Genomic DNA, 24,433 nt, shown 5'->3' with positions numbered 1-24,433 from the left:
AAATCACAAGATAGGATATTTTAGATAAACAAAAGGGTGAATTATTATGAAAGTAATAGATTTGATAGAAAAGAAAAGTATTTCAAAGATATATATATATATAATTACATTTATTATAATCTACTTAATTATGCTTAGTTCTGTTGTAACTCAAAAATATGATCTTAAAGAAGGGGATATAGCAAAGGTAGATATAAAAGCTTCAAGAGAAGTAGAAGATAGATTAGCAACAGATGCTAGAAGAAAACAAGCAGCAAATTCAGTAGGTCAGCAATATAATAAAAGGACAGAAGTAGGTGTAAATTCAGAATCAGATTTAAATAACAATTTTGATAAAATAAATAATATAAGAAATTCCAATGTGGATGTAAATCAAAAATCTTTTAATATAAGAAATTCTATAGTCTATAATCTATCTGATCAGGATGTTAATACATTAATTACTATGAATAAAGATGAATTCGACAGTCTCAGAGCGTTAATAATAAAAAGTATTAAAGGTATATATTCTAATGATATAAGGGAAGGAAATAGTGATGATATTAAAAAGGCTCAAGATTATGTAAATTTACAATTTACTAATTCTAAATTCACCAAGAATATAAATGATTTAGGAATTGAAATATCTAATTTTTATATAAAGCCGAATCTTTTTTTAGATGAAGATAAAACCAATGAAATAAGAGATAGTGCAGAAAAAAAAGTTTCACCAGTAATAATAAAAAAAGATCAAATTATTGTAAAAGAAGGAGAACCAGTAACTAAAGAACAATTACAAATATTGCAGGATTTAGGCCTTTTAAACAGTAATAATAATTTTAATTGGTTTATGTATATTAACCTTGCAGTATTAATTTTAGTTGTATTATTTATAGAAATATTTTATTTATATAAATTTCATGAAGATTTATATAAGGATAACAGCAAATTAATATTAATATTTTTGCTTAATATAATCTCATTAATTTTAGCTAGATCTATATACATAATTTCTCCATTTTTAATTCCTTTAGCTTGTATGCCGATGCTTTTGATACTTTTAATAAATGATAAAGTATCTTTATTTATAAGTATATTGAACTGTATACTTATTAGTGGAGTTGTAGAATTTAATGCACAGATAACGCTTATTTCTGTAACCAGTGCACTACTTCCTGTAATTGTACTGAAGAAAATGCAGATGAGAAATGATATATTGTATTCATCAATTTATGTAGCTGTAATAAATTCATTAATTACTTTTTCGGTGGGATTTTTAATTAGTAATAATGTTGTAGAGGTATTAAAGATAACAGGATTTTCATTTTTGGGTGCCTGCATTTCAGCTATATTGACAGTTGGGTTTCTACCATTTTTGGAAAGCACTTTTGATATCGTAACTACTGTTAAGCTTTTAGAACTGTCCAATCCAAATCAACCTTTATTGAAAAGATTGTTAATGGAAGCACCAGGGACCTATCATCATAGTATTCTAGTAGCAAATATTGCAGAAGTAGCAGCGGAAAACATTGGAGGTAATCCAGTATTAACTAGAGTATGTGCTTATTATCATGATATCGGAAAGATAATAAGGCCTTATTTTTTCAAAGAAAATCAAATTGGAAATGATAATCCTCATGATAAAATATCACCTAATTTAAGTGCTTTAGTTATAATATCCCATGTAAAAGATGGATTGGAGTTAGCTAAGGAATATAAATTACCAAAAGCAATACAGGATACTATAGTAGAGCACCATGGCACTACTTTAGTAAAATATTTTTATATAACTATGAAAAATCTAAGTGAAAAGCCAGAGGATATAAGTGAAGAGAGCTTTAAGTATCCTGGACCTATTCCAACTACTAAAGAGAATGCAGTAATAATGCTGGCAGATAGTGTAGAAGCTTCTGTAAGGTCAATTTCTAATCCTACAAGGGGTAAGATTGAAGAAATGGTTAACAATATAATAAAATCCAGACTAAATGAAGGTCAGCTTGATAATTGTGATTTAACTTTAAAGGATATAGATATTATAAGAAAATCTTTTTTAAAGACTTTAGATGGAATTTATCATCAAAGAATTGAATACCCTATAGATAAATCTCAAATACGCAAATGAAGAGGCAGAGGGAGATAGTTTATGATTTTTATTGATAACAGACAAGATAAAATAAAATTTTCTTCAGAAGATGAAAAGATAATGAGAGACATAATAGACTATGCGCTTAGAGAAGAAGGTGTTACTGTAGATTATGAAGTTTCAGTTATATTAATTGACAACGATGAAATTAAAAGAATAAATGGTGAAATGAGAGATATTCATAGGGTGACAGATGTATTATCTTTTCCAATGCTTGAATACCCTGAAGGAAGAGTATATAGTCAGGTTTTTGGAGAAAATAAATTTGATGAAATTTTTTTAGATAATGGAAAGCTTATTCTGGGAGATATAGCTTTATCGCTAGAAAGAGCAAAAAAGCAGAGCATAGAATTTAATCATTCTTTTATAAGAGAATGTATATATTTAACTGTTCACTCAGTACTCCATCTTATGGGATATGATCATATTTTAGACGAAGATAAATTGGTTATGAGAAGAAGAGAAGAGGAGATATTAAACAAGTTCAACATAAATAGATAATCATAAAAGGGTGGCTGATTATGAAAGTAAGAAAAGTAGTTGATAGTTTTAATTATGCTATCGATGGAATACTATATGCTGTCAGAACTCAAAGAAATATGAGAATAGAGATGATAGGTGCATTACTTGTACTTACTGCATGTTTCTTTACAGATTTAAGCAAAATAGAACTGCTCATTATAACCATAACTATCACTATGGTTATAAGTGCTGAAATGGTAAATACAGCAGTGGAATGTACAGTGGATATGTCGGCAAATTATTATCATCCACTGGCTAAAATAGCAAAGAATGTAGCAGCAGGGGCAGTATTAGTTACAGCTATAAATTCTGTGCTAGTAGGATATATTATATTTGGAGAAAAATTAAAACCTATATCCTTTAATTTAATAGCAAAGATAAAAAATTCTAATCCTTATATGATATTCTTTATATTAGTAATTGTATCTATTAGTACGTTGATAATTAAAGCTATATTTGGGGAGGGTACTCCTTTAAGAGGAGGTATGCCTAGTGGTCATAGTGCTATTGCCTTTGCAATTGCTACTTCTATTACATTAATGTCTCAACAGCCTACAGTGATTATATTAAGTTATTTTTTAGCTTTTATAGTGGCTCAAAGCAGAGTGGATTCAGAAGTACATTCAATTCTTGAGGTACTGGTAGGAGGAATATTTGGTACTTTGTTAACTATATTATTATTTAGATTATTTGAATAAAATTTTTAATAGGAGAATTATATGAATTATAAAAAATTAATTTTGAAAGCTATGGAGGCTAGGGAAAAAGCTTATGCACCTTATTCAAAATTTAAGGTAGGAGCTGCTGTAATAATGGATGATGATAAATTATACTCAGGTTGTAATATAGAAAATGCTTCTTATGGGGCAACAAATTGTGCTGAAAGAACTGCCATATTTAAAGCTGTATCTGAGGAAAGTAAAATTATTAAGGCTATTGCAATTGTGGGAGACACTGTGAATTATACATATCCCTGTGGCATTTGCAGACAAGTAATTGAAGAGTTTTCTGATGGTAATACAAATATAATTTTAGCTAAAAATGAAAATGATTATATTATAAAGAGTTTTAGTCAACTTTTTCCAGGAGCTTTTTCAAAAAAAGATTTAATTTGAACACTTTAAATAAAATTTTATTAAACAAAAGGAGAAAATATGTATAAATCAGGTTTTGTTACGATTATAGGTAGACCTAATGTTGGAAAATCTACTTTATTAAATTATATAATGGGGGAAAAGTTATCAATAGTATCTAGTAAACCTCAAACTACTAGAAACAATATTCAGACAATACTTACAGGAAAAGATTCTCAGCTTATATTTGTAGATACACCAGGAATACATAAACCTAAACACATGCTTGGAGAATATATGGTAAAAGTTGCTACAGATTCATTTAAAGATGTTGATTTAATAGTTTTTGTTACTACCCCTGATGTTACCATGGGTAAAGGAGATGAATTTATTTTAGAGCAGCTTAAGGAAGTTAAAATTCCTGTTTTTCTTGTAGTAAATAAAATAGATGAGACTACTAAAGAAAGAGTCGCAGAAACCTTAAAGAATTACTCTGAAAAATTTAATTTTAAAGAAATCATACCTATATCTGCAGCAAAAGGTAAAAATGTAGATAAACTTTTAGAAATTATGGTAGAAGCTATGCCAGAAGGTCCCCAATATTATCCGGAAGATATGTTGACAGATGTGCAAGAGAGATTTGTAGTAAGTGAAATTATAAGAGAAAAAGCATTGAGACTTCTATCAGAAGAAGTACCACATGGTATAGCAGTAGAGATAATGTCAATGAAGCAAAAGCCTAATGGTAGATATAATATAGAAGCTACTTTATTCTGTGAAAAAAACTCTCATAAGGGCATTATAATAGGTAAAGAAGGCAACATGCTAAAGAAAATAACTAAATATTCTAGAGAAGATATAGCAAAATTTTTAAATATAAGAGTTGATTTAAAAATTTGGATTAAAGTTAAAAAAGAATGGAGAGATAATCCATTTTTACTAAATGAACTGGGATATAAAAAATCAAAAAAATAATTAATTCTTATAAAAGAGGATACAATATAAATAATGGGGTGATTTTCTGTCTATATTTAATAGCAGAGGCGTAGTTATAAAATCTATGGATATAAAAGAAAATGACAAAATGTTGTGGATATTTACAGAAAAATTTGGTAAAATAACAGTAATGGCAAGAGGGACAAAAAAAAGCAGAAGTAGATTAATGCCCATTTCGTTGATTTTTTGTTTTGCAAATTATATTTTATTTAAAGGGAAAAGTATGTTTAGTATTAATGAAGGTGAAATAATAGATTCTTTTCAAGAATTTTTATCTGACTTAGATATACTTACCTATACTTCATACCTTTGTGAGTTAATTGATTTATCAATGACTGAGGGAGAAAGTAATAGAGAATTGTTCAGGGAATTTGTCACTGCATTTTATCTTATAAAAAATAAAGTAGGAGACATTGAAACCTTAATTAGAACTTTTGAAATTAAGCTTTTAACTTTAACTGGGTATGGTTTGAATTTAGATTCTTGTGTAAAATGTCGAAAAAAGTTGTCAGTTTCTAATTATCTTAGTTACCAATATTATGGTGGCATTTGTAATGAGTGTACAAAGGATAATGGTAAAATTATAAGTTATACTGCTTTTAAAGTATTGAGTTATTTATCTAGATTACCCTTGGATAAGGTTTATAGAGTTAATCTTAACAGCAAAATTAAAGATGAAATCTATAAAGTTTTAAGTGATTTGATTTTACAAAGTTACGGTAGAAAACCAAAAAGTTTAGAAATACTGTATAGTCTAAAGAGGAGTGATTAATATGGCAGAAATAACATTAGAGAAAATTGATATTATAAGAGATAGAACTGGAGTATCCTATACTGAAGCGAAGGAAGCATTAGAGGCTACAGAGGGAAATGTAGTAGATGCACTAATATATATAGAAAGAAACTCAAAAACTACAAAGGAACAAATTTATACCTCAAAAGAGGAATTTACTGAATGGATAAAGGAAACCATAAGAAAAGGAAATGTAACAAGAATTAGAGTAAAAAAAGATGAAAAAGTTCTTGTAGATATACCTGTAAATGCAGGTGTAGCAGCAGGAATTGCAATAGCTGCAGCACTTCCAACTTTACTTGCTGTAATATTTTTAACTGCTGTAGTTACCAGAGTAACTGTAGAAATTACAAAGGAAGATGGAAGTGTAGAGGTAGTTAATAAAATTATAGAAAATGCTGTTTCAAATGTTAAAGATAAAGCAGCAGAAGTTAAAGATAAATTTTCTAAAGAAGATAAACATAGTGATGGTAACTCTTATCAATATACTGTAAAGTTTGAAGATGTAGATAAGAATAAGACAGATGATATAAATAAAGAAGATAAATAGAGCTTTTAATGCTTATAAAAATTACCTTGTTAATTTAATAAGGTAATTTTTTATTATAACATTTAATTAGACGTAATTAAATGTTATAATAAAATTGTAGGAATTAGAAAGGGGTGTTACTCATTAGATTATCACCAAGACAAAAGGAAATAATAAAAATAGTTAAGGAAAAACAACCTATAACTAGTGAACAACTGGCGGGAAAATTAAGTGTTACAAGAGCTGCTTTAAGACCTGACCTTGCAATTCTTACTATGACTGGTATATTGGAGGCAAGGCCTAAAGTGGGATATATATATTCTCAAAAACCATCCAATAGCATAGTATATGATTATATAAGAAATATAAAGGCAAAAGATATAATGTCTAAACCTGTAGTCATGGAGGAAGAAACTAAAGTTTATGATGCAATTATATACTTATTTTTAAATGATGTGGGGACATTATTTATTGAAAATAAAGGTTATCTTGTAGGAGCTGTATCAAGAAAGGATTTTTTGAAAATTGCCATGGGAGGTACTGATATGAATCAAGTACCTGTTGGTGTAATTATGACAAGAATGCCTAATATAATTTGTGTAGAAGCCGAAGATTCAGCATATATAGTAGCTAAAAAGATAATAGAACATGAAGTTGATAGTTTACCGGTGGTAGAGAAAATTATGGAAGGAAACAAAGAGCTTTATAAGATTATTGGTAAAATATCTAAAACAAATATTACAAGACTATTTGTGAAGCTTGGTGACGATGTTTAAGAGTTTAATTAAATTTATTATATAAATAAAATGTTTTTTAAAAGGGGGATGTGACTATGGAGAATAAAAAGTATGTATATCTTTTTAGTGAGGGAAACGCTAAAATGCGAAACTTATTAGGAGGAAAAGGTGCAAACTTGGCAGAAATGACTAGACTGGGGATACCAGTTCCTCAAGGTTTCACTGTTAGTACAGATGCTTGTTTGAAATATTATAAAAATGGGGAAAAAATATCAGAAGATATTATAGAACAGATAAATAATTCCATAGAAGATTTGGAAAAGATAACTGGAAAACATTTTGGCATCTCAGACAATCCATTACTTCTTTCTGTAAGGTCTGGTGCCAGGGTGTCTATGCCTGGAATGATGGATACTATTCTAAATCTGGGATTGAATGATGTTACCGTAGAAAAAATAGCTGCCTTAACCAAAAATCCTAGATTTGCATATGATTCCTATAGAAGATTTATACAAATGTTTTCTGATGTAGTTATGGGAATAGAAAAGAGGAAATTTGAAGATTTAATTGACAAAGCTAAAGGAGAAAAAGAAGTAAAGTATGATATTGAACTGGATGAAAACGATTTAAAAAAATTGGCTTTAGGATTCAAAAAACTTTATGAAAGGGAAATAGGTAAACCGTTTCCCGATAATCCAAAAGAACAGCTTATAGAGTCTATAACAGCTGTATTTAGATCTTGGAATAATCCTAGGGCTATAGTATATAGGAGATTGAATGACATACCAGGAGAATGGGGTACCGCTGTAAACGTTCAAGCTATGGTTTTTGGTAATATGGGCAGCAATTCAGGTACAGGAGTGGCCTTTACGCGAAATCCAGCTACAGGAGAAAATAAAATATTTGGAGAATATCTTATAAATGCTCAAGGAGAAGATGTAGTTGCAGGAATAAGAACCCCAGAACCTATTGCAAAACTTAAGGAAGATTTACCAGAATGTTATGAGGAGTTTATAAATACTGCTCATAGATTAGAAAATCATTATAGAGATATGCAGGATATGGAGTTTACAATCGAGCAGGGTAAACTATATTTTTTACAGACAAGAAATGGTAAAAGGACTGCCCAGTCTGCTTTAAAAATAGCAGTAGATATGGTTAATGAGAGAGCTATTACTAAAGAACAGGCCATTTTAAAAGTAGAACCAAGACAACTGGAGACACTTTTACATCCCGCTTTTGATGCAGAGGATATTAAGAAAGCAAAGGTTATAGCTAAAGGACTTCCAGCATCGCCGGGAGCTGCCTGTGGTAAAGTTTATTTCACTGCAGAGGAAGCAAAAAAACATCATGAAAAAGGAGAAAAAGTAATACTTGTAAGATTAGAAACTTCACCAGAAGACATTGAAGGAATGGTTGCAGCAGAAGGAATACTTACAATAAGAGGTGGTATGACTTCTCATGCAGCAGTAGTTGCTAGAGGGATGGGAACTTGTTGTGTAGCAGGGTGTGGTAGCATAAGTATAGATGAGGAGAAAAAGGTTTTTAAAGTTCAAGGGAAAGAATATATTGAAGGTGATTATATATCTCTTGACGGGAGTACGGGAAATGTATATGGAGGAGCTGTTAAAACTACTTTACCAGCTGTAAGTGGCAATTTTGAAATATTTATGAAATGGGCGGATGGAATTAAAAAATTACAAGTTAGAACTAATGCTGATACTCCTAAAGATGCTAAAGAAGCAATAAAATTTGGTGCTAAGGGTATAGGACTTTGTAGAACTGAGCATATGTTTTTTGAAGTAGATAGAATTCCAGCTGTGAGAGAAATGATAGTAGCATCTACTGTAGAGCAAAGAAAAAGAGCATTAGATAAGTTATTGCCAATGCAAAGGGAAGATTTTATAGGGATATATGAAGCTATGGAAGGAAATCCTGTAACCGTAAGATTTTTGGATCCGCCACTACATGAATTTCTTCCTTCAGAGGAGATGGATATAGAGAATTTATCAAAGGAAATGAATATAGATTTACAGGATCTTAAAGCAACTATTACATCGCTTCATGAGTTTAACCCTATGATGGGTCACAGGGGGTGTCGACTTTCAGTGTCCTATCCTGAAATAGCAGAAATGCAAACAAGAGCTGTTATAGAAGCCGCACTTTATGTTAATAAGACAAAAAAACTTAATATAATTCCTGAAATAATGATACCTCTTGTAGGAGAAATAAAAGAATTGAAATTTGTTAAGGACATTGTAGTTAAAACTGCAGAGGAAATAATTAATAAATCAGGTGAAGAGCTTAAATATCAGGTGGGAACTATGATAGAGATACCAAGAGCAGCACTTACAGCTGATGAAATTGCCAAGGAAGCAGAGTTTTTTTCCTTTGGTACAAATGATTTAACTCAAATGACTTTTGGATTTTCAAGAGATGATGCAGGTAAATTTTTAAGTTATTATTACGATAACAAAATATATGAATTTGATCCTTTTGAAAAATTAGATCAGATCGGTGTAGGAAAACTTATAAAAATGGCAGTGGAACTTGGTAAAAAGACTAGACCGGATATACATCTTGGTATATGTGGAGAACATGGGGGAGATCCATCTTCTGTGGAGTTCTGTCATAATGTAGGGCTAGACTATGTTTCTTGTTCACCTTTTAGAGTACCTTTAGCAAGACTTGCTGCAGCACAGGCACAAGTTAAAAATCCAAGATAGAAAAATATTTATGATTAGTATTATTATATATTTAAAAATCAGATACAATTATTAAAAGTAAAAAGGTGTTTTACAAATGATTTTTTTAGTTTGTGAAACACCTTTTAAAAATTTTTTATATAAATTTTAGGATATTATAATAAGTAATTTTCCTCAATAAAATTTTTGAACCCATATATCATTTCTAACTGTTTTTCGGTGTGCTTAACAGTTTTCGACAATAATGTTATAAAAGAAGATTTGTTGCATTTTTCTATGTTATTATAATAGTCCCTTGAAAGTTTCCAATACTTTTGAGGAAAACTTATATAAGATAGAATATATCTATAGTCATCTACAGTTAAGGGTATAATTTTTTCATATTCATGTATACAATCTATTAGAAGATTTAAATCCCAATTTGTATTTTCACGTTTTAAAAATCTTCTAAGAAAATATGAAATGTCATGAGCACAATAATCCAGTTTGCATTTATCAAAATCAATTATCCAAACATTTTGTTTATTGTCGAAGATTATATTTTTATTTACGAAGTCTAGATGACAAAGGGATTTTCTCATATTGCTAGTATTTATATGTGAGGCTACATCATTAGATATTTTAGCTAGATTAATACATATGTCAAAATGACTAATGAATATATTAGAAAAAATATCCTGATATTCAAAGGCTAAATTTGAGTAATTAAGTAATTGATGAAAGTGCTTATTCATAGATGAATATATGTTCTCGTACCCAAGCCTTAAGTTACTTCCCTCTATGGGGAAAAAGTTTTCTGTATACTTATGGACCTTGGCCAAAGTTTTAGCTGACTTGATTATATGAGAAGTATTGTCATAATTACATTTTTCACCTTCTATCCAGGGAGTTAATATAAAAATCATATCATTATAAATTACAAATCTTCCACCTGATTTTGTAGAAAGTATTTTTGGAACATTTAAATTAAATCGGTAGAGCCATTCAATACTAGAATATACAAATAGAAGTTCTTCTACGGTATAGTAGACTTTTTTTAAACAGTAAGATTTGGAGTTATATTCTACTTTATACACAGCTCTTTGCTTATCGGTATCTTTAAATTTAATCTGGTTAATATAAGCATTTTCCAAATTATATTCACTTAGTATAAACTTTTTTAATTTATCTTCAGATAATAAAATATATTTTACAGCCGATTGAGGCATAACTAACACTCCTTACATGAAGCATATTTAAAGAATTATACATTATAATAATATTAATAAAATTTTTATAATATACGTTTAAATAAAAGGTTATTAATAAAATAATAATTCATGAATATATTATTAAAAAATTATAAAAATAAAAAAGGAATTTTAGCAATTATTATAGAATAAAATAAACAGGATAGGTGATTAAAATGCATATAAGAGAGATAATTGAGGAAAAAGAAAAAAAATTAATGAATGCTCATGGTACTATCTCTCTAAATACAATAGGGAGACAAAGGGCAGAAGAATTAGACGAAATAAGAACTTGCTTCATGGTTGACAGGGATAGAATAATTCATAGTAAATCCTTCAGAAGATTAAAACACAAAACTCAGGTCTTTATAAAAACATTTGGTGACCATTATAGAACAAGACTTACTCATACTGTAGAAGTATCGCAGATTGCAAGAACTATAGGCAGAGGCATAGGATTAAATGAAGATCTCATAGAAGCTATTTCATTAGGACATGATATAGGGCATGTAGCTTTTGCTCATAATGGGGAAGAGGTTCTAAATGAACTGCTTCCAAAAGGATTTAGTCACAATGTAAACAGTATAAGAGTTCTTACTAAACTTGAAAATCAGGGTAAAGGCTTAAATTTAACTAAAGAGGTTTTAGATGGAGTACTTAATCATAGCGGATTATCTGATAAAGTGAATAAAGCCTTTACTTTAGAAGGTCAAGTAGTTAGATATAGTGACAAAATTGCCTATGTAAATCATGATATAGATGATTCTATAAGAGCAGGAGTTCTGAGGGAAGAAGAACTGCCAAAAGAATATATTGAAGTCTTAGGAGTTAATTGCAGTAATAGAATAAATACTTTAGTAAAAGATTGTATATATAATACTCTTAAAAATATTGAAAAAAATAAGATAGAAGTAAGCCTTAGTGGGGATATAGAAAGAGCTCTTTTAGGACTTAGAAGTTTTATGTTTAAAAATGTATACAGCGGCAGTAAACTTAAAATTGAAAGAGATAAAGCTAAGTTTATATTGGAACAGGTATTTCTTTATTTTTTAAAGAATCAGAAGGAACTTCCAAAATTTTATAGAAATATAGTAGAGGAAGAAGGACTCTATCAGGGAGTTGCTGATTATATATCAGGGATGAGTGATGATTATTGTCTATTGACTTTTAATGAAAAATATGTACCCAAATTAGTAGTTTATTAATATAATTAGAATAATTTATCATTTATTTTGGGTAGAATAATAAAATAAATATTCTATTAAATAAATTTTTGAAAATAAAAAGGAATTTTGATATTTTTGTCGAAATACATAGATGTTTGATATTAGATATCTAGGAAATGAGGAGGTAAACTATTCTCAAAGATACTTTAAAATAATTAGTTAGGTGGTAGTTGCCCAGTGATACCTGAAGATGTTATAGAAAAAATTAAATATGAAAATGATATTGTAGATGTAATATCTGATACGGTTAAACTTAAAAAAAGTGGTAGAAATTATATGGGACTTTGCCCTTTTCATAATGAAAAGTCTCCTTCATTTAGTGTGTCCGAAGATAAGCAGATATATAAATGTTTTGGATGCGGTGAAGCAGGTAATGTAATTACATTTGTCATGAAGACAAAAAGTTTATCATTTATAGATGCAGTAAAGCTACTTGCAGAAAGAATTCATTTGGATTTAGATTATTTAGAAAAGGGTAACAATAAAAAAAAAGATACAAATGATAAACTTTTAAAATTGAATGTAGACGCTGCAAGATTCTTTTTTTCCAATCTAAACTCAAATAAAAAAGCAAAAAATTATTTTATAAATAGAGGTATATTAGAGAGTACCATAAGGAGTTTTGGATTAGGATATGCATTAGATGATTGGCATGGTATAATGAATTTTCTAAAGAGAAAAGGCTATTCTGATTTAGATCTATTAAATGCTGGATTAATAATAAAAAATGAAAAGGGAAATAAGTATGATAGATTTAGAAATAGAGTTATGTTCCCGGTATTTGATTATAAAGGTAAGGTTATTGGCTTTGGAGGAAGGGTTTTAGATGATTCAAAACCAAAATATTTAAATTCGCCAGAAACTGCCTTGTTTAAAAAAGGAATAAACCTATATGGACTGAACTTTGTATTAAAAAATGATAATAAAAGAACGATTATAATTGTTGAGGGATATATGGATTGTATAACTCTACATCAATATGGAATTAATAACACTGTGGCATCACTTGGAACTGCGCTTACAGTAAATCAAGCAAAACTTTTGAAAAGATATGCTGATAATATAATAATATCCTATGATGCAGATACTGCTGGTCAAAAGGCTACCTTAAGAGGATTGAAAATATTAAGGGATGTGGGACTTAATGTAAAAGTATTAATAGTTCCTAAAGGAAAAGATCCTGACGAATTTATAAGAAACAATGGGAAAGAAGCTTTTGAAGAACTTATAAAGAATTCAATGAATCTAATAGATTACAGAATTAAGAAAGCAGGAGAAAATGTTAATTTTAGAAACAATAGGGAAATACCTGCCTATATAAAGAAAATAGCTGATATTTTAATTGATCTTGATCCAATTGAAAAGGATGTTTATATTAAAAGAGTTTCAGAAGAAACAGGTATAAAAGAACAAGCAATTTATGACCTTTTAAGTGAAGAAAGACATAAAAGCACTAATTATTTACAAAACATGAATAATATAGGCGATTACGGACAAAAATTATATTTAGAGCCTGCTTATATTAAAGCGGAAAGACTTCTATTAAAACTTATGAATTCAAATGAAGAAGCTTATAATTATATTGTAAAAAAGCTGGATCCCGACAATTTAAACTTAGAAAGTCATAAAAAGATTTTTAATTTGATAGCTGAAAATAAGTTATTAGATCTAGAGAGTAGAAATAAAATTATAGAAATAAAATGCGATGATGCAAAGAGCTCATCTGAATGGATAAATATCTGTGAAGAGAAATTTGCTAATAATGACTGTAATATAGAAGAACTTATTGATGATTATATATTTAATATAAAAAAATTTAAATTAGAGGAGTCAAAAAAAGAAATAATGAAGAAAATAAAATATTATGAGACAAATGGAATGATTGAAAAATCCTTGAAAATGGTAAAAGAACTAAATCATATTCAGGAAGAAATAAATAGTTTACTATAAAAACGAAAGGAGGATAATTATATGAAGGAAAATAAGCAAGTTCAAGTTAAAACTAGAGGTACAAATAAAGAGACGGATTTAAAAACTCAAAGTGAGAAAATGCAATTTGTAAAAAAACTTGTGGATAAGGGCAGGAAAAAAGGAAATTTAACTTATAAAGAGATAATGGATGAATTAGAGAATATAGATTTGAGTCCAGAACAAATTGAAAAAGTATATGAAGTTCTAGAGACAATGGGTATTGATATTATTGGAGATATTCAGGATATAGAAGTTGAAGAAGAGGAATTAGATTTATCTGTACCTGAAGGAATAGCTATAGATGATCCTGTTAGAATGTATCTTAAAGAGATTGGTAAAGTACCATTATTGGCTCCAGATGAAGAAATTAATCTTGCTCAGAGAATAGAAGATGGAGATCAGGTGGCAAAGAAAAAACTGGCAGAAGCAAATTTGAGACTTGTGGTAAGTATAGCAAAGAGATATGTGGGCAGGGGAATGCAATTTTTGGATTTAATACAGGAAGGAAATCTTGGACTTATAAAGGCTGTAGAAAAATTTGACTATAGAAAGGGGTATAAATTCAGTACTTATGCCACTTGGTGGATTAGGCAGGCCATTACAAGAGCTATAGCGGATCAGGCCAGAACCATAAGAATACCAGTGCACATGGTAGAAACTATTAATAAGTTAATAAGAGTTTCAAGACAATTACTTCAAGAGCTGGGTAGAGAACCTCAGGCAGAAGAAATTGCTAAGATTATGGAAATGCCTGTGGATAAAGTAAGAGAGATAATGAAAATAGCTCAGGAACCAGTTTCACTTGAAACCCCTATAGGTGAAGAAGAAGATAGCCATCTTGGCGATTTTATTCCAGATGATGAGGCACCGGCACCAGCAGAAGCAGCAGCTTTTACAATGCTTAAAGAACAGCTTATAAATGTACTTGATACATTAACTCCTCGTGAAGAAAAAGTACTTAGATTGAGATTTGGATTGGATGACGGAAGAGCTAGAACTCTTGAAGAAGTTGGAAAAGAATTCAATGTTACAAGAGAGAGGATACGACAAATAGAAGCAAAGGCTCTTAGAAAGTTAAGACATCCAAGCAGAAGTAAAAAGTTGAAAGATTATTTGGATTAATAATCTGCATAAAACTGCAATCAATTATAATTGGTTGCAGTTTTATATAATAATATTTTTAGAGAAGGTGGTAATGTGGAATACTTTAAGCCCTTAGACAGACAAAAAGGCATTCAATTTATAGTTTTTATAACTTTATTATGTGATATCCTTATTATCCTTGGTTCTATATATTTAGATGATTATGTATTAAATATTTTTTTAAGAGCTTTTCTAATTGTTTTTAATATATATCAGATTTATCATATAGCTGTATTTGCTACTCTTAATTATGCCATGGATAAAGATAATTTTTACATAATTACTTTTGGTGGAATAAAAAAAGTTATTCTTCCCTTTAGCGATATGGAAAGGTATATTAAATCAGGTGGAGATATTAATGCTATAAGATTAAGTGGTTATGGTAAGAAGAATTTTGTCATAGGAAAATGTTTTTTTAAAAAAATAGGATTAGTAAATATGTACGTAACTTCAAGTAAAAATATATTTTATTTAAAAAATAACTATGGTGTATATGGAATTTCCCCAAGTAATTTTGAAAGAGTCGAAGAGAATTTAATATCAAAGGATATATTTATAGGAGATTGGTATGCTAAAGTAAATAAATCCGTAAATTTATATAAAGATAAACATTTTATTGTACCTCTCATTATATCTGTACTTATAATTGTATTTTTTACAATGAGACCAGCTATACTTTACTATAAAGGGTTACTTCCTTCATCTATGCCTTTAAGTTTTAATATAAAATTTCAACCTACTATAATTGGTACAAGCAGAGACTTTTTATTTAAACAAATGAGTTATGGTGCCTTCAATACAGCTATACTACTATGTATGTATTTTGCTGCTCATTTTAGTGCAAAGCACCATAAAAAATCATCTTATAAATATTTATATATTTCTCTTGTCATAGCATTAATATTCTTTTTAATTCAAGAAAAAATATTATCAAAGGTCATCTGATTACAAGCTATTTTAATTAATTTACATAGGAGAGCAAATATGGATATAAGTAATAGGTTGAAAACTATAGCAAATATGGTTGATAAATGTGAGTGTATGGCAGATATAGGAACAGATCATGGATATTTACCAATATATTTGATAGATGAGAAAATTTGTAAAACTGCTATTGCTTCAGATATAAATAAAGGTCCTGTAGAAAAGGCGAAAAAAAATATCAAATTTTTTCATAAATCTAATAGCATACAATGCAGATTGGGACCAGGTCTTACAACTATTATTCCTGGAGAAGCAGATTGTGCTGTTATAGCTGGAATGGGTGGAAATCTAATAAGGGATATATTAGAAGAAAGTATTGAAGTTTTTAAAAAATTAAATTATGTAATATTGCAACCCGTTCAAAATCCAGAGGTACTTAGGGAATATATATTAAAGAATGGACATAATATACTAGATGAAGAACTTTGTAAAGATGAGAATAAGTACTATGAAATAATAAAAGTTTCTTACCATAAGGGTAAAAATAATAAAAATATAGATGCAATATATTGTGAAATAAGTGAAAAATTACTACAAAAAAAACATTATCTTTTAAAAGATTATATCTTTTTTAAAATAGAAAAATATGATAAAATATTAAGTAGTATAATTGATAATAGCAGACTTGCTATGAATAGAAAGAATGAAATAAAAACAAAGATTGTAAAGCTTAAGGAGTTGTTAAAATGTCTTTAAGAGTTAAAGATATCTGTTCCATTATGAACAGTATTGCACCTAAAGAATTAAGTGAAAGTTATGATAATGTGGGACTTATGATTGGAAATCCAGAAGATAATGTAAGTTCTGTTTTAGTTGCATTAGATTGTACTTTAGCTGTAATTGAAGAGGCTAAGAAAAAAGACTGTAATTTTATATTTACACATCATCCTTTGCTTTTTAGAAAACCAAGTTCAATAACTACAGAAACTCTCCTTGGGAAAAAAATTATGAATTTGATTAAAGATGATATAAATTTATATTCAAGTCATACTAACCTGGATTCTGTAGAGGGTGGACTTAATGATACTTTAGTAGATATTTTAGGATTTTCTAATTCAACAGTTATAGAATCATCACTGGTTGAAGGATTTAATGATGGAAATTCTGGAATTGGTAGAATTGTGATTTTGAAAGAGAAAATTCAGCTTTGTGAATTGTGTAATTTAGTAAAGCAAAAGCTAAATCTTACTCATTTAACATATGTTGGAGAAGATGAAAATTTTATAGAAAAGATAGCATTGATTAATGGAAGTGGAACTGACTATATGGATATAAGTAGAAAGTTAGGGGTAGATTGTATAATTACAGGAGATGTGACCTATCATTATGCTAGTGATTATAGAGAAATGGGTATATCCGTTATTGACGCAGGTCACTTTGGAACAGAATGGACTGCATTAAAAAAAATAGCATCAATTCTTAAAAATGAAATTGATAGATTGGGACATGATAATTCTGTATTATTATCAGAAGTTGTAATAGATCCATACAAAATGAAGTAGAAATAGTAATAAGCTATTTCTACTTCATTTTGTTTATATAAATAGAAATAATATGTAATTTATTATTTTTAGTGGATATTAAAATAACCTTACTTATTTAGAATCAGGGAGGAATGATTACCATGAGTAATTCAAAATTATTGCTTGAGCTTCAAAGATGTTATGAACAAATCGAAGAGAGTAAAAAAGTTTTAAATGATGGATCCCATCTATATTTATTAAAAAAGATGAAGAAGGAATTTGAAAAAATTAAGATAAAATATAATGAAAAACGTAAAGCTCTTGGAGATTTGAAAGTTGAATATACATCTATAGGTAAGGACCTTAGAGAATTAAAAAACAAAATTGATAAAAATGAAAATGATTTGTATAATAACTCCAATAATGATATGAAATCTATAAATGCATTGCAAAATAATATTGAAATAAATAAGGAGAAATTAAGAAATTTAGAAGATAGAGCTATAGAATTCCTGGAAGTAGAAGAAAAATTGAAACTTGATGTAGAATCACTTAAAATGGATTTAATAAATACAAAAAATAACTTCTATAGCTATAAACAAGTAACTAATGAAAAAATGCATGAGGCAAAAAATAAAATAGAGGATTCAACAAATAGAATAGAAGAATTAAAAAAGATAATTCCAGAAAAGGAATTGAATATTTTTTATAAAATGTTAGAGAAGAGAAAAGTTGTAGTAGTGAAATTGAATAATCAAGTTTGTGACGGCTGCAAGATGAAGGTTTCGTCAGTTACCTTAGATAATATAGCTAAAGGACAAAATATAGTTTATTGTGATAATTGCGGAAGGATTTTAGTATACCAAGATGAAAAAAAGCTTAAAGAAGCTAAATGAAATTCAAAAAAAAGTTGACTTTATAATAATAATATGATATTCTAGTATTCGCGAGTAAGCCAGACAATCGCTGCTGCTTTTGCAGGAGAGGAAAGTCCGAGCTCCATAGGGCAGGGTGCCAGGTAACTCCTGGTGGAGGCAACTCTAAGGAAAGTGCAACAGAGATATACCGCTAAAGGTAGCTTTTAGCTATACTAGTAAGGGTGGAAAGGCGAGGTAAGAGCTCACCAGCACATTGGCAACTATGTGGCTATGTAAACCCCATCTGGAGCAAGATCGAATAGGAAGACTTAATGGAATTGCCCGTTCCGTCTTCGGGTGTATCGCTTGAGCCTATATGGTGACAATAGGCCTAGATAGATGATTGTCTAACACAGAACTCGGCTTACAGGGTTGCTCGTCCACTTTAAACACTAGGTTTCGTGCCTAGTGTTCTTGTTTTACCATATTAATAATTATGCATATTTTAATATTTTTTGCTTAGCTATTGTGAAAACATATAGTTTTAAAATGAAATTAAAAATAATTTAGATTGATACATAAGTTATCTTAAATAAATGAAGAAGCTATATCTTAATGTACGGTTATGCATTAAGATATAGCTTCTTTTACTAATAAAATTAAACTTTATATTTTTTCCATGGAATTTGGTGGTAAGAAACATCTGTAAGCAATTCCACTATGTCTTTTCGTCCATAGTACTTAGGATCATTAATTGAGTCTTTAATGAATAAAATTATAGGAATGAATGGAAAATATAACTGATATTTTCTTTGAGTATAATTTATGGACAAATCATCTTTAACAGCAAAACTGTCAACTGAAACTATGGCAAAAGTAATGCCTTTTTCTTTTACTACTGCAGCATCAAATGTCAAATATATCACCACCTAATCTTTCTATAATAAATAATTTTTTAGTTTTACTATAAGATTAAAATAGAAATTAATTCAATTGATATAAAAAGTTATATATTTAAAAGTATGTTTAATAGTTGTCATTATCTAATTATATGTTTATATTTTATCAGGTTTTCAAGGGGATTTTCTATAAAATAATATAAAAATATGAAATAATAAAAAATGATTGTTTAATTAAAAAAATAAAAGACCCAAATATAATTAAATTCAGGTCTTTTAAAGAGTGATTTTTCATGAAAACTACATTTAAATTATTACCATATAGATGTTAACTATTCATTTTTGTCAAAAAAATTATGAACTCATATAATCGCCGCCATTTACATGTAGTACTTGACCAGTTACATAGCTGGAATCCTCAGAAGCTAAATATTTATAATATAAAGGTTAAAACTATTCCTCATAGGTATATATTTTCTATAACAATATATGGGATAAAAAAATACTTGTTAAGATTATACAAGTTGAATCTATCTAGCTTGTTATTTTGTTTTTAATGACTTATAATTTTTATATAATATTTATAAAACATATAGGAAAGGTTGGGGTATTTGTGCCTAGGGAAGATAAAATTAAATTTATTACAAAATGTGTTCATGTAGGTAATGAAATAGATAAAGAAACAGGAGCTATAAGAAGACCAATTACTATGGCCAATAGCTATAGATTGCCAGAAGATGCATCAACTCTCAATTGGAGTGATCCAAATAATTTAGTTTATACAAGAAATACTTCTGCTAATCAAACTTATCTTCAGCAAAGATTGGCGGCCTTAGAAGGTGGAGAGGATTGTGTTGTACTGGCAAGTGGTGTGGCTGCACTGTCCTCTGTATTTTTTACATTTTTAAATAAAAATTCTCATGTTATTTGTTCTAACGTATCATATATAGCAGTTTATAGATTATTAAATGAATATCTACCTGAAAAATATGGTATAGAAGCAACTCTTGTGGATAGTGCCAATATAGATGAAATAAAAAAAGCAATAAGGCCAAATACGAAACTTATACACATAGAAACACCGGGAAATCCTACTACAAGGATAAGTGATATTGAGGAAATATCAAAAATTGCTAAAGAGATAGGGGCTTTACTTTCTGTAGATAGTACTTTTGCATCACCTTTTTTACAGCATCCACTTGAATTGGGGGCAGACCTTGTAGTTCACAGTTTAACAAAGTACATAAATGGACATGGTGATGCTATGGGAGGAGCTGTAATTGGTAATAGAGAACTTATAGATAAGATTAAACGTGAAGCTATGGTAAATGTAGGAGGAGCCATAAGCCCTTTTAATGCTTGGCTAATAATGCGTGGTGTTGTTACTTTACCTTTACGTATGAAACAGCATAGTGATAGTGCTCTTAAAATAGCAGAATTTTTAGAATTTCATCCATCAGTAAAATTTGTTGCCTATCCAGGATTAAAAAGTCATCCGCAGCATGAAATTGCAAAAAAACAGATGACTATGTTTTCAGGAGTTATTTCCTTTGGACTTAAAGCGGATGTAGAAACACATAATAAATTTGTAAATTCTTTAAAGATTGTTATCTCAGCAGTGTCTATTGGACATGATGAAAGTCTTATTGTATATACTGGACCTACAGATGAAAGAAATCATTTTTATCCTGAGGAGTTTAAAGATGGACATCTTAGATTCAGTGTAGGACTTGAAGATCCGGAAGATATTATAAATGACTTGAAACAAGCTTTTGACAGTTGTGGATTATCTTAAGAGTAATAATATTTAAGAAAAAATTTATAGGGTATTTTAAACAGAAATAAGTAAGATAATTAATGGTAATCTAATTATCTTACTTATTTTTTATATTAAAATCTTGGCAAATTAATAATATCTATGAATTTAATCAACTTTATAATACAATAATATTGAATGGATTAAAAAATAGTTTGGGGTGGAAAATATGACTGCTGAACTTCTTTTGAAGGATATTATAAAAATTAAAGAATTTCAGAAAATTCAAGATGATATTGCCAATTCAATGGGTATTTCAATTATTACTACGGATTATAGAGGGAAACCAATAACTAATCATAGCAGATGCACTGATTTTTGTAAAACTCTCCGTAAAGGTAATAATACAAGAATTTTATGCCAAGAATGTGATTCTAAAGGAGGATTAGAATCAGTAAAAAGAGGAATACCATATATATATAAATGTTATATGAATATTATAGATTTTGCAGTTCCGATTATATTTAAAGGCCAATATTTAGGTGCATTGATGGCTGGGCAGGTGTTAACTGAAAAAAGCAAGCTTTTAGAATTAAAAAACATTATTAGTGTAGATACAAAAGTAGAAGTAAAAGAAGAACTTATAGAACAATATAAGAAACTTTCAACTATACCTTATGATAAGATTAAATCTATAGCACAAATGTTATTTCGTATAAGTAACTATATAGTAGATCAAGGAGCATTAAAAATAGTACAGCAGGAACTAAATAAAAAAAACATAGAATTTATGGAGGCTGAAGGAATTAAAACAGCACTTGAAAAAGAACTAAAAGATGCTCAACTTAAAGCATTACAATCCCAAATTAATCCTCATTTTTTATTTAATATATTGAATAGTATTTCAGCATTAGCACTAATTGAAGGAGCCCCTAAAACTCAAGAAGTTGTCTGTGATTTATCGGAGATTCTCAGATATACACTAAGAAAGACAAATCAAGTATCTCAGCTGGGAGATGAAATTAGTTATGTGAAGTCATATTTAAATTTACAAAAAATAAGATTTGATTCAAGATTGAATTTTAATATTACTATAGAAGAAAACTGTAAAAACATAAAAGTTCCATTTATGATTATACAACCCTTTGTTGAAAATTCTATTATTCATGGAATAGAGACAAAGGAAAGTGGTGGATTAATAGAAATTAATATTTATGAAGAAGGTAACTCTACAGTTATAGCTATTAAAGATGATGGAATAGGGATTGATAAAAATAAATTAGAATCAATAAATAATATTAATGGTAGGTATATACAAAACACGGCATCTAATGGAATTGGTATTAATAATGTATTACAGAGAATAGATTATTTCTATGGAGATAAATATTATTTTAACATAAATAGTAAAAAAAATAAGGGAACAAAAGTAAAAATAGTATTATTTAAATAATTTTTTAAAGACTAATGCTATAAAAAGTAGGCAAGATAATTAGAATTATTTTAATTATATTGCCTACTTTTTAATATACAAACCTTTTCAATAGCTATATTTTATGTAAAATTATGTTGTTAATAGCAAATTATATTTAGTGCAAAAAAATACAAATGGTAAAGTTAAGTATAAATAATAAGCAAAAAAGTATAAAAATAAGACAAAATTATTTGATAATATTTTAACAATATAGGCTATGATTATATTAAAGACAGATAAGAACAACAGAGATTTGATAAAGGAGGATTATATATGAAGTCAAAACGATTTCAAGTATTATCAGAGCGTCCTGTAAATAAGGATGGATTTATAGGAGAGTGGCCTGAAGAGGGTTTAATTGCAATGAGTAGTCCCAATGATCCAAAGCCTAGTATTAAAATTAAAGAGGGAAAAGTTATAGAATTGGATGGTAAAAATCGAGAAGATTTTGATATGATTGATAGATTTATTGCTAATTATGGAATAAATTTAAATAGAGCAGAAGATGTTATTAAAATGGATTCAGTAAAATTGGCAAAAATGCTTGTGGACATTAATGTAGACAGAAAGACAATTGTAGAACTTACAACAGCTATGACTCCAGCTAAGATTGTGGAAGTTGTAGGTAATATGAATGTTGTAGAAATGATGATGGCACTTCAAAAAATGAGAGCAAGAAAAACTCCATCTAATCAATGCCATGTAACAAATCTTAAAGACAATCCAGTACAGATAGCAGCAGATGCAGCTGAAGCTGCCATAAGAGGATTTGATGAACAGGAAACTACGGTGGGAATTGTTAGATATGCACCTTTTAATGCTTTAGCTTTATTGGTGGGAGCACAAGTAGGCAGAGGTGGCGTTTTAACTCAATGTGCCATAGAGGAAGCTACTGAATTGGAACTTGGAATGAGAGGATTGACAAGTTATGCTGAGACTGTTTCTGTATATGGCACGGAAAATGTTTTTACAGATGGAGATGATACTCCTTGGTCTAAGGCATTTTTAGCATCAGCCTACGCATCTAGAGGATTAAAGATGAGATTTACATCGGGATCAGGATCAGAAGCTTTAATGGGATATGCAGAGGGAAAATCAATGCTTTATCTTGAAGCTAGATGTATTTATATAACTAAAGCCGCAGGAGTACAAGGCTTACAAAATGGTTCAGTAAGCTGTATTGGAATGACTGGTGCTCTTCCTTCTGGAATAAGAGCAGTACTTGGAGAAAATCTTATAACTACTATGCTGGATATAGAAGTAGCATCTGCAAATGATCAAACCTTCTCTCATTCAGATATAAGAAGAACTGCGAGAATGCTTATGCAGATGTTACCTGGAACAGATTTTATATTTTCAGGATATAGTTCAGTTCCAAATTATGATAATATGTTTGCTGGTTCTAACTTTGATGCTGAAGATTTTGATGATTATAATGTGATTCAAAGAGATCTTATGGTTGATGGCGGATTAAGACCGGTTTCAGAAGAAGAGGTAATTACTATAAGAAATAAGGCTGCTAGAGCAATACAAGCTGTATTTGAAGGATTAAAACTTCCAGCTATTACGGATGAAGAAGTAGAAGCAGTAACTTATTCTCATGGTAGTAAAGATGTGCCAGAAAGAAATGTAGTGGAAGATCTTAAAGCTGCAGAGGAAATGATAAATAGAGGAATCACTGGAATAGATGTGGTGAAAGCACTGAGTAAGCATGGTTTTGATGATATAGCTGAGAATATTCTTAATATGCTTAAACAAAGAATATCAGGGGATTATCTTCAAACATCCGCAATAATAGATAAGAATTTTAATGTAGTTAGTGCAGTGAATGATTGTAATGATTATATGGGACCAGGAACAGGCTACAGGTTGAGTAAAGAGAGATGGGATGAAATTAAAAATATTCCTAATGCCATGAAACCAGAAGATATAAAGTAAAAAAGTATTAACTTGG

At 29.1% G+C, this 24,433-nt stretch carries 21 protein-coding genes, 1 other RNA gene and 1 pseudogene; 20 read left to right on the top strand and 3 right to left on the bottom strand.

Annotated elements, in window-relative coordinates; genetic code table 11:
• Positions 1–46 precede the first annotated feature (46 nt).
• The 9 genes from CLPA_RS11185 to ppdK all read left to right on the top strand — a co-directional run bounded on the left by CLPA_RS11185 (position 47) and on the right by ppdK (position 9,498).
• Positions 47–2,101 (top strand): HD family phosphohydrolase, encoded by a 2,055-nt coding sequence (locus tag CLPA_RS11185; protein ID WP_003441555.1) that lies wholly within the window; start codon positions 47–49, stop codon positions 2,099–2,101.
• Positions 2,102–2,122: 21 nt separating this feature from the next.
• The gene (gene ybeY, locus CLPA_RS11180) at positions 2,123–2,623 is read left to right on the top strand and encodes an rRNA maturation RNase YbeY (protein ID WP_003441557.1); all 501 of its coding nucleotides are present in this window, start codon (positions 2,123–2,125) and stop codon (positions 2,621–2,623) included.
• Between the two features lie 20 nt (positions 2,624–2,643).
• Positions 2,644–3,342 (top strand): diacylglycerol kinase, encoded by a 699-nt coding sequence (locus CLPA_RS11175; protein ID WP_003441560.1) that lies wholly within the window; start codon positions 2,644–2,646, stop codon positions 3,340–3,342.
• A gap of 21 nt (positions 3,343–3,363) precedes the next feature.
• Positions 3,364–3,759 carry a cytidine deaminase gene (locus CLPA_RS11170; protein WP_003441562.1) on the top strand — a complete coding sequence of 132 codons (396 nt, stop codon included), beginning with the start codon at positions 3,364–3,366 and terminating at the stop codon, positions 3,757–3,759.
• 39 nt (positions 3,760–3,798) lie between these two features.
• Positions 3,799–4,692: a GTPase Era gene (gene era / locus CLPA_RS11165; RefSeq protein WP_003441565.1), complete on the top strand. Its 894-nt coding sequence runs from the start codon at positions 3,799–3,801 to the stop codon at positions 4,690–4,692.
• A 46-nt stretch (positions 4,693–4,738) separates the two neighbouring features.
• Positions 4,739–5,485: a DNA repair protein RecO gene (gene recO, locus CLPA_RS11160; RefSeq protein WP_034830008.1), complete on the top strand. Its 747-nt coding sequence runs from the start codon at positions 4,739–4,741 to the stop codon at positions 5,483–5,485.
• 1 nt (position 5,486) lies between these two features.
• A complete protein-coding gene (locus CLPA_RS11155) occupies positions 5,487–6,056 on the top strand; it encodes a DUF4342 domain-containing protein (RefSeq protein WP_003441569.1) in 570 nt (189 codons plus the stop codon).
• Positions 6,057–6,169: 113 nt separating this feature from the next.
• The gene (gene ccpN / locus CLPA_RS11150; RefSeq protein ID WP_003441572.1) at positions 6,170–6,811 is read left to right on the top strand and encodes a transcriptional regulator CcpN; all 642 of its coding nucleotides are present in this window, start codon (positions 6,170–6,172) and stop codon (positions 6,809–6,811) included.
• Positions 6,812–6,867: 56 nt separating this feature from the next.
• Complete coding sequence (ppdK, locus tag CLPA_RS11145) at positions 6,868–9,498, top strand: pyruvate, phosphate dikinase (RefSeq protein WP_003441575.1); 2,631 nt, start codon at positions 6,868–6,870, stop codon at positions 9,496–9,498.
• Positions 9,499–9,632: 134 nt separating this feature from the next.
• On the opposite strand, the gene CLPA_RS11140 is transcribed toward ppdK, so the two are convergent.
• The gene (locus tag CLPA_RS11140; RefSeq protein WP_003441578.1) at positions 9,633–10,685 is read right to left on the bottom strand and encodes a CotS family spore coat protein; all 1,053 of its coding nucleotides are present in this window, start codon (positions 10,683–10,685) and stop codon (positions 9,633–9,635) included.
• A 197-nt stretch (positions 10,686–10,882) separates the two neighbouring features.
• Between CLPA_RS11140 and CLPA_RS11135 the strand changes: the two genes are divergently transcribed.
• The 8 genes from CLPA_RS11135 (at position 10,883) to rnpB (ending at position 18,793) form a co-directional block, all read left to right on the top strand.
• On the top strand, positions 10,883–11,911 hold the full coding sequence (locus CLPA_RS11135) for a deoxyguanosinetriphosphate triphosphohydrolase (protein WP_003441580.1): 1,029 nt from the start codon (positions 10,883–10,885) through the stop codon (positions 11,909–11,911).
• Positions 11,912–12,109: 198 nt separating this feature from the next.
• Positions 12,110–13,882, top strand: coding sequence for a DNA primase (gene dnaG / locus CLPA_RS11130; RefSeq protein WP_003441584.1), 1,773 nt, complete (start codon positions 12,110–12,112; stop codon positions 13,880–13,882).
• Between the two features lie 21 nt (positions 13,883–13,903).
• Complete coding sequence (gene rpoD, locus CLPA_RS11125; RefSeq protein ID WP_003441587.1) at positions 13,904–15,025, top strand: RNA polymerase sigma factor RpoD; 1,122 nt, start codon at positions 13,904–13,906, stop codon at positions 15,023–15,025.
• Between the two features lie 75 nt (positions 15,026–15,100).
• Positions 15,101–15,991, top strand: a complete 891-nt coding sequence (locus CLPA_RS11120) for a PH domain-containing protein (protein WP_003441590.1) — start codon at positions 15,101–15,103, stop codon at positions 15,989–15,991.
• A 39-nt stretch (positions 15,992–16,030) separates the two neighbouring features.
• Positions 16,031–16,726 (top strand): tRNA (adenine(22)-N(1))-methyltransferase, encoded by a 696-nt coding sequence (locus CLPA_RS11115; RefSeq protein ID WP_003441593.1) that lies wholly within the window; start codon positions 16,031–16,033, stop codon positions 16,724–16,726.
• Complete coding sequence (locus CLPA_RS11110; RefSeq protein ID WP_003441596.1) at positions 16,717–17,532, top strand: Nif3-like dinuclear metal center hexameric protein; 816 nt, start codon at positions 16,717–16,719, stop codon at positions 17,530–17,532. Before CLPA_RS11115 ends, CLPA_RS11110 begins: the two co-directional genes overlap by 10 nt.
• A 122-nt stretch (positions 17,533–17,654) precedes the next feature.
• A complete protein-coding gene (locus CLPA_RS11105) occupies positions 17,655–18,389 on the top strand; it encodes a zinc ribbon domain-containing protein (protein WP_003441599.1) in 735 nt (244 codons plus the stop codon).
• 51 nt (positions 18,390–18,440) lie between these two features.
• Positions 18,441–18,793, top strand: an RNA gene (gene rnpB / locus CLPA_RS20195) — RNase P RNA component class A.
• Positions 18,794–19,009: 216 nt separating this feature from the next.
• On the opposite strand, the gene CLPA_RS11100 is transcribed toward rnpB, so the two are convergent.
• Entirely contained in the window at positions 19,010–19,267 is a 258-nt protein-coding gene (locus tag CLPA_RS11100) for a hypothetical protein (RefSeq protein ID WP_003441602.1), read from the bottom strand.
• A gap of 336 nt (positions 19,268–19,603) precedes the next feature.
• Positions 19,604–19,687: pseudogene (locus CLPA_RS21705) on the bottom strand (SDR family oxidoreductase); the annotation flags it as partial.
• Positions 19,688–19,805: 118 nt separating this feature from the next.
• Between CLPA_RS21705 and CLPA_RS11095 the strand changes: the two are divergent.
• From CLPA_RS11095 to CLPA_RS11085, 3 genes are all read left to right on the top strand, one after another.
• Positions 19,806–21,044 (top strand): trans-sulfuration enzyme family protein, encoded by a 1,239-nt coding sequence (locus CLPA_RS11095; RefSeq protein ID WP_418219436.1) that lies wholly within the window; start codon positions 19,806–19,808, stop codon positions 21,042–21,044.
• A 190-nt stretch (positions 21,045–21,234) separates the two neighbouring features.
• Positions 21,235–22,458, top strand: a complete 1,224-nt coding sequence (locus CLPA_RS11090; protein ID WP_003441608.1) for a sensor histidine kinase — start codon at positions 21,235–21,237, stop codon at positions 22,456–22,458.
• A gap of 294 nt (positions 22,459–22,752) precedes the next feature.
• Positions 22,753–24,417, top strand: coding sequence for a propanediol/glycerol family dehydratase large subunit (locus tag CLPA_RS11085; RefSeq protein WP_003441619.1), 1,665 nt, complete (start codon positions 22,753–22,755; stop codon positions 24,415–24,417).
• Positions 24,418–24,433 lie beyond the last annotated feature (16 nt).

This window comes from Clostridium pasteurianum DSM 525 = ATCC 6013, assembly GCF_000807255.1.
GTDB lineage: Bacteria > Bacillota > Clostridia > Clostridiales > Clostridiaceae > Clostridium_I > Clostridium_I pasteurianum.
Note: the sequence above shows the minus strand (reverse complement) of the source record. Positions and strands in the feature narration are given on the sequence as shown.